This window comes from Lentzea rhizosphaerae (assembly GCF_042649515.1).
Classification (GTDB): Bacteria; Actinomycetota; Actinomycetes; order Mycobacteriales; family Pseudonocardiaceae; genus Lentzea; species Lentzea aerocolonigenes.
Map to the genome: position 1 here is coordinate 66419 of NZ_JBHRZI010000009.1, position 6475 is coordinate 72893.

The 6475-nt window shown below is 69.1% G+C and carries 6 protein-coding genes; all 6 read right to left on the reverse strand.

The window, feature by feature from the left end; translation table 11 throughout:
• Positions 1-113: 113 nt before the first annotated feature.
• The 6 genes from ACFOWZ_RS06175 to ACFOWZ_RS06200 all read right to left on the reverse strand — a co-directional run bounded on the left by ACFOWZ_RS06175 (position 114) and on the right by ACFOWZ_RS06200 (position 5920).
• On the reverse strand, positions 114-683 hold the full coding sequence (locus tag ACFOWZ_RS06175) for a TetR/AcrR family transcriptional regulator (protein WP_382370025.1): 570 nt from the start codon (positions 681-683) through the stop codon (positions 114-116).
• 2 nt (positions 684-685) lie between these two features.
• Complete coding sequence (locus ACFOWZ_RS06180; protein ID WP_382370027.1) at positions 686-1636, reverse strand: LLM class F420-dependent oxidoreductase; 951 nt, start codon at positions 1634-1636, stop codon at positions 686-688.
• A 53-nt stretch (positions 1637-1689) separates the two neighbouring features.
• On the reverse strand, positions 1690-2346 hold the full coding sequence (locus ACFOWZ_RS06185) for an O-methyltransferase (RefSeq protein ID WP_382370029.1): 657 nt from the start codon (positions 2344-2346) through the stop codon (positions 1690-1692).
• Between the two features lie 13 nt (positions 2347-2359).
• Positions 2360-3118 (reverse strand): L-tyrosine 3-hydroxylase, encoded by a 759-nt coding sequence (locus tag ACFOWZ_RS06190; RefSeq protein ID WP_382370031.1) that lies wholly within the window; start codon positions 3116-3118, stop codon positions 2360-2362.
• On the reverse strand, positions 3115-4626 hold the full coding sequence (locus ACFOWZ_RS06195; protein WP_382370033.1) for an HAL/PAL/TAL family ammonia-lyase: 1512 nt from the start codon (positions 4624-4626) through the stop codon (positions 3115-3117). Before ACFOWZ_RS06195 ends, ACFOWZ_RS06190 begins: the two co-directional genes overlap by 4 nt.
• A gap of 505 nt (positions 4627-5131) precedes the next feature.
• Entirely contained in the window at positions 5132-5920 is a 789-nt protein-coding gene (locus ACFOWZ_RS06200; RefSeq protein ID WP_382370035.1) for a M23 family metallopeptidase, read from the reverse strand.
• Positions 5921-6475 lie beyond the last annotated feature (555 nt).

Consider the following 6475-nt stretch of genomic DNA (forward strand, 5'->3'; position numbering starts at 1 on the left):
CCCCGCCAAAAAGTGTGCCGTCGTGCCGGTGCCCGTACCTCGAACACGACGGTCCGCTCCAACGACAGGGCTTCGTCGACCACCGGCAGGAGGCCGATCACCGCCACCCCTCGTCACCGCAGGCCCGCCAGCACGAAGTCCGCGATCTCCCGGGCCAGCACGGCGGGCGGCTTGGCCCCGTCCGGCCGGTACCACATGGGCAGCTGGTTCACGACGCCGAACGCGATCCGCACCACGGTGTCCGCGGGCACGACGGAGCTGAACTCGCCGTCCGCCTGCCCCTTCTCGATCACCGCGAGGAACGTCTCGTGGTAGCGGCGGCGCTCGGCGCGGAACTCCGCCATCCGCTCCTCGCCGAGCCGCTGCAGCTCCCGCACGAACACCGCCGTCTCGTCGACCCGTTCCGCGGTCGAGACGACGAGCGAGACCAGGATCTCCCTCACCGTCTCCGCCGCGGGCAGGCCGAGGCCGATGATCCGGTCCATGTCGGCGGACTGGGACGTGATCAGCAGCCGGTAGATCTCGAAGAGCAGATCGTCCTTCGCGCGGAAGTAGTGGTACAGCGCGCCTTTGGTCACCTCCGCCGCCGCCACGATCTCCTGCACCGAGGTCGCGTCGTAGCCCTGCGCCGCGAACAGGCGCACGGCCGCGTCGATGATCTTCTGCTCGGTCGCGCCGGGCATCGTCAGGCCTTGGGTGCCAGCGCGCGCACCTGCTCGACCTGGTCACCACCGGTCGGGAGCAGGGCGATGATCGGCGTGTCGACGCCCGCGGCCTGGTACTCGGCCACGCGGTCGCGGCACTGGTCCACCGAACCGTGCACGACCAGCGCGTCCACGACCTCGTCCGGGATGGACTTCGAGGCCGCCTTGCGGTCGCCCGCCGCCCACGCCTCGTGCATCGGGCGCAGGACCTCGCCGCGGCCGAGCCAGTCGTGGAACGCCGCGTAGGCCGGCACGGTCAGGTAGGTGCTGATCAGCATGCGGCCCAGCGCCCGCGCGGCGTCGGCGTCCTCGGTCGGGCACACGAAGATCCGTGCCGCGAGCTCGGCGTCGCCCAGCTCGGCACGCACCTGCGGCACGTCGGAGGCGGCCAGCCAGTTCGTGATCGCGCCGTCGGCCTCGCGACCGGCCAGGCGCAGCATGTTCGGGCGCAGCGCCGCGAGCATGATCGGCACCTTCTCGACCGGCGGGCGCTCCAGCTTGAAGCCCTTCACCGAGAACGTGTCGTAGTCGGCGCTGACCTTCTCACCGGCCAGCGCGGACTTCAGGAAGCGCAACGTGTCGCGGGTGCGCTTGAACGGCTCCTCGAACGGGATCGCGTTCCAGCGCTGCACGATCGCGGGCGACGACGAGCCGATGCCCAGCACGAACCGGCCGCCGGTGACCTCGGCGAGCGTCGCCGCGGTCATCGCCAGGGTGGCAGGGCCGCGCGTGTAGACGGGCGCGATGGCGGGGCCGAAGCGCAGCTCCGACGACCACTGCGCGGCCAGCGCGAGCGGCGTGAACGCGTCCGTGCCGGTCGTCTCGGCCGACCACACGTCCGTGTAGCCGAGCCCGGCGAGCTCGGACACCAGCGCGCGGTGCTCCAGCACCGGCACGCCGATCAGCGGCAGCGTGATACCCCAACGAGCCATGAACGCCTCCCAAGCAGCGACTTGAGGGCTACCCTACCGACCGGTCGGTATGCTCACAACTTCCTGGCGAAAGTCAGCCCGTCCGCGATCGGCACCAGCACGGACTCCACCCGCGGGTCGTTGCGCACGAACTTGTTGAACGCGTCGATCGCGGCGGCGTTGCCCTCCGGCTGCTCCGAAGCCGCCTCGCCGTAGTAAAGGGTGTTGTCGGCGAGCAGCAGGCCGCCCTGCCGGACCCGCGGCACCAGCAGGTCCCAGTAGTGCACGTACCCGACCTTGTCCGCGTCGATGAACACCAGGTCGATCACCGGCTCGTCCGGCAGTTCCGCGAGCGTCTGGGCGGCGGCACCGAGCCGCAGGTCGATCCGGTCGCGGACGCCGGCGGCGACCCAGGCCTCCTCGGCGATCGCCGTCCACTCGACCGACATGTCGCACGTGATGACCTTGCCGTGCGGGGGAAGTGCCTGCGCGAACGCGAGCGTGGAGTACCCGGTGTAGGTGCCGACCTCGACCACTGTCTGCGCACCGGTCAGCTTGACCAGCAACGACAGCAGCACCGCCTGCTCGTGCGGGATCTGCATCTCCGCGGAGTCGCCGAGCTCCAGCGTCCGCGCGATCAGCTTCTCCTGCACCGCACTGGGCTGGCCTGCCTGTTCGCGCACGTAGCGGTAGATCTGCGGGGTCATGACCACGGCCTTGAAGTCGTTCACGCGCGGCCTTCTCTCATAGTCGGTTGACGAACGTCCTGAGCGTGTCCTGGTACTCGGGCCGCAGCGGGCGTTGCGCGAGGTCGTGGCCGATGGCGGAGAAGACGGCCGAGCGGTGCGCGCGATAGCGGCTCGCGCACACGTTCTCCCGGCTGACGAGGAAGAACTCGTCGAAGCGGGCGCGCTCGGCATCGGTGGTGGGCACGCGCGTGCGTCCGGACTCGCGCAGCAGCGACGGGCCGCTGGGCACGAGTCTGCGCATGACCTCCATGTGTGCCAACAGGTTCGCCTTGCTCGCAGAGGAGAGCGGTTCGGCCGCCACGGGCCCCAGTGCGGTACGCGCCCTGCGCAGCAGACCGGGCAGCGGCTCGTAGTCACGCGCCCACCGCCCGCTGAAGGCCGGGTCGAACGCCATCATCATGGGCCGGATGACGTTCTCGTACAGCTCACGGGAACAACTGCCCGAATAGGCAAGCATCACCGAGTACGCGTCATATCCAAGCGCAGCGAGGCGGACTAGTTGCGAATCAGGCTCGCGTATCAACCGATCGAGTGAATCCGAAAGAAACCTCCACACCAGAAATGCGCCGTGATGGCCGAGAAACCACCGGTGCACGGCGCGTGCCACCGGATCCTCGGGGGTGCTGATGACGATCGGAATCTGGTAGCAGCCGGTCGCGCACGGAATCAATTCCGCTCCCGGCATCGGCAGGCGCAGCACGGGCAGGTCGACCAGGGCGTGCCCCCACGCAGGGAGGCAGACGGGAGCACTCATCGCGCACCCTCCACTTCGGACGCAATGGTGTCGAGGAGATCGGCGGCGGTGCGGAGATCGGTGTCAAGTGGCCGATCTTCCACAACCGGTGGCACTTCGGCGGCTATCCGGTCGAACACCTCCGCGAGCCGAGGCGCCCGAGGACGGCGCGCTCCGACGTGCACTGCCTGGCGCAACCCGATCGCGAGCCCCGCGTGCAGGTAGCGCAGGAGCGTCGCCTGGTCGAGCGCGGTGAACGCGGCCTGGGTGCCGAACGGGACGACGTCCTGGTTGTGCAGGTTCGTCGGCAGGCTCTGCACCGAGGCGGGGGCGGCGGCGCGGCGCATCGCGGCGACGGTGGCGGTCGTGCAGAGCTGCACGCCCTGCAACGCGTGGTGCCGGCCGGGTGCGGGGCTGAGCATCGGCGCCAGCCCGTTGGTGCGGTGCGGGTCGACCAGCAGGTCGAGCTGGCGTTCGGCCAGGTTGCCCAGCTGCACCAGCGCGACGTTGAGCTGGTCGGCCGCGAAGGCGCTCGGCTGGCCGAAGAAGTTGCCGCCGTGCACGACCTCTCCGGTCTCCGGGAAGAACAACGGGTTGTCGCTCACACCGTTGAGGTCGCGGCGCACCACCTCCTCCGCGTGCCGCACGCTCGTGCGCGCCGCACCGATCAGCTGTGGCGTGCAACGGATGCTGTAGGCCTCCTGCAACGGCCGTTCACCGGACGGCGCGCTGCCCGAGAGCCAGGTCCGCAGCGCGGCACCGGTGTCCGCCACGTCCGGGTGCCCGAACGCCGCGAGCAGTCCGACCGAGGTGAACTCGGTGCCACAGCCCAGGACGTCGGCCATCAAGGCGGACAACAACTCCGCGGTGCGGCGCGCGCGAACCGCCTGCGCGACAGCGAGTCCGAGCGCCGCTGCGGTCACCGAGACGCCGTTGACCAACGCGAGTGCGTCACGACCGTCGAGCTCGAGCCTGCGCAGTCCGGCACGGCCGAGCGCCTCCGCGGCGGGCAGGAGCTCACTGCGGAAGAACGCTTTCCCGTTGCCCCGCAACGCGTGTGCGACGTAGGCGAGCGGCTGGAGGTCACCACTCGCGCCGACAGAGCCCAGACGTGGCACCGCGGGAGAGAATTCGGTGTCCAGGACGGCGATCAGCGAGTCGACGACGTGCTCGGAGACGCCGGATCGCCCCTGCGCCAACGAGAACAGCCGCGCCAGCACGGCCGCGCGGGCGACAGCGGGCGGCATCAGCTCACCGTGGCCGACGATGTGGTGGATGATCGTGTTGTCGCTCTGGCCGGCGCCGTCCGCGCGGCCGGCGAACTCGACGAGCGGGCCGAAACCCGTTGTGACACCGTAGATCTCGCGCCCGGATCCGCTGACCTGGAGCACGAACTCGCGGCAACGCGCGACCCGTTCTCTCACGTCGGCGGGCATCTGGACGGACAGCGGGCCGCGGACCAGTTCGAGGTGCGCTGGTTCGAGTGTCGCGGCGAGGTTCAAGGCAGCAGAGGATGTTCCGACAGGCACGACGCCTCCTGGGACTCGGGGAGCCTCTCGCGACGATCCCCGTTGACCTGTCGGCGAGGAAGGGCCTTACGCACTACCAGAACAGATATCTTGTCCTCGCTGACACGCGCGGCGGTACCTGTTGCCCGTTGACAGTGAAACCCTTTGTCAGACGTCGTTCTGCGTGATCGAACTCTCCGCTCACGATTCGGGCCAAAAGAGCGCCCGGCTGCTCCACCGGGGTGAACCTGCCCGCACCGCACTGAGATCTCGCCCACTCGGAGATCCTTTGCCGGTGCGGGTCACGGCGATCGAGGCGCCGCGCAGCACACAGCGGCGGAGGACGTTGCCGGTAGGGGCACTCGACGTCTGTTGCACGAGAACAACCTGGCGCACCTTCTCGAGGGACGCCACCTCCGCCGCCGCGAACGCCATCAGCTCGCCGGCGTCACATCGCCTTGCGTCACCACACAGGCGCTGGAAACGTTGCGGTTAACCCGATCGGGCGCACCACAGCGCGGGACGCTCAGAGCGTCACACCGCGCGCGGCGAGCCAGCCCACCGGGTTGATCTTCTGCGAGCCACCCACCCACACCTCGAAGTGCAGGTGCGGCCCGGTCGACTGGCCGCGGTTGCCGATCGTCGCGATCTGCTGCCCGGCCTTGACCTTCGCACCCTGCGGCACGTCGATGGTGTTCATGTGGCCGTAGACGGTGATCGTGCCGTCCTCGTGCTGGACGCGAACCCACAGCCCGAACCCGGACGCGGGCCCGGCCTCGATCACCGTGCCGTCCATGACGGAGACGATCGGCGTGCCGATGGCGTTGGCGATGTCGACACCGTTGTGGCTGGTACCCCAGCGGGCACCGAACCCGGACGTGAACGACCCCTGCGCGGGCCGCACGCACTTCGGCCGCTTCGCCTCCTCCTCGGCGGCGATGCGGGCCTGCTCGGCCTTGGCGGCCTCCTGACGCTTGACGTAAGCGCCCTCCGCGGACTTGAGCGCCTCGGAGACGTGGAACTGCGCCTGGATCTGCTCGGCCTGCAGCAGCTTGCGCGCTTCGGAACTGGTGTTCAGCGAGTGAACCGTCTGAATCTCCTGCGGCTGAGCCTGAGCGGTCATGGCCGCCGCGAGGTCCTTGGTCGCCGCCACGGGAACGATGCGGTCGACCGGCGCGACAGTGGTCATCGCCCCTGCAAAACCGGCGCCGGCGAGGGCGCCCGCGGCGACAACCGCCGCAACGGCCTTCTTGCGGTCCAGGTCCACTCTGGCGATCACGTCGACCAGGGCGTCCTTCGCTCGATGCCGTGCCAAACCTGCCTCCATGCACTCGGGGGAGTTCGGCAACCGCGCTTCGCCTGGCGTCGGGGGGCCTGGCTGCGGGCTTCGGGGGCCCGGTGGTGGACTGGACCGTTTCGGGGGGTGATCCGTGTCCTTGCGGTTATCGAACCGTGACATGCGGCGCAGAACGTAACCTCGCGTCACCGGCGTGAGCAAGCCATGTGGGCATTTAGGTGACGAGGCCCACTGGTGATTACTGTGCGTGATTGCGCCACGGAGGGCTTGATCAAGGCGTTTTAGACCAATGCTGGTCTTGGTGTTTGTACTGGTCAGTCGCTTTATCGTGAAAGGCTGACGGTGGGGTTTGACGCTGGGGACGCCAGGGGACGGTCACCGGGCGTGCTCGCGGCGGTTTTGCGGTTGCGCGCGTTGTTGGCGACTTGGCGTTGGGACCGCGCGGGTCGGCTTGGGGCGGTTACCGCTACGGAGGTCGAACGATCAAGGTTTTCTCGGCGTGTCCCCAGCGTGTCGCCCCTTGTTGTTTGGCGCGAAAAGCACGTTCGGGCCGATAGATGGCCCGAACGTGCT

Bases quoted from the DNA above. Each gene is read 5' to 3' on its own strand.
- ACFOWZ_RS06180 (WP_382370027.1), bottom strand. From the start codon at position 1,636: ATGGCTCGTTGGGGTATCACGCTGCCGCTGATCGGCGTGCCGGTGCTG.
- ACFOWZ_RS06190 (WP_382370031.1), bottom strand. From the start codon at position 3,118: ATGAGTGCTCCCGTCTGCCTCCCTGCGTGGGGGCACGCCCTGGTCGAC.
- ACFOWZ_RS06175 (WP_382370025.1), bottom strand. From the start codon at position 683: ATGCCCGGCGCGACCGAGCAGAAGATCATCGACGCGGCCGTGCGCCTG.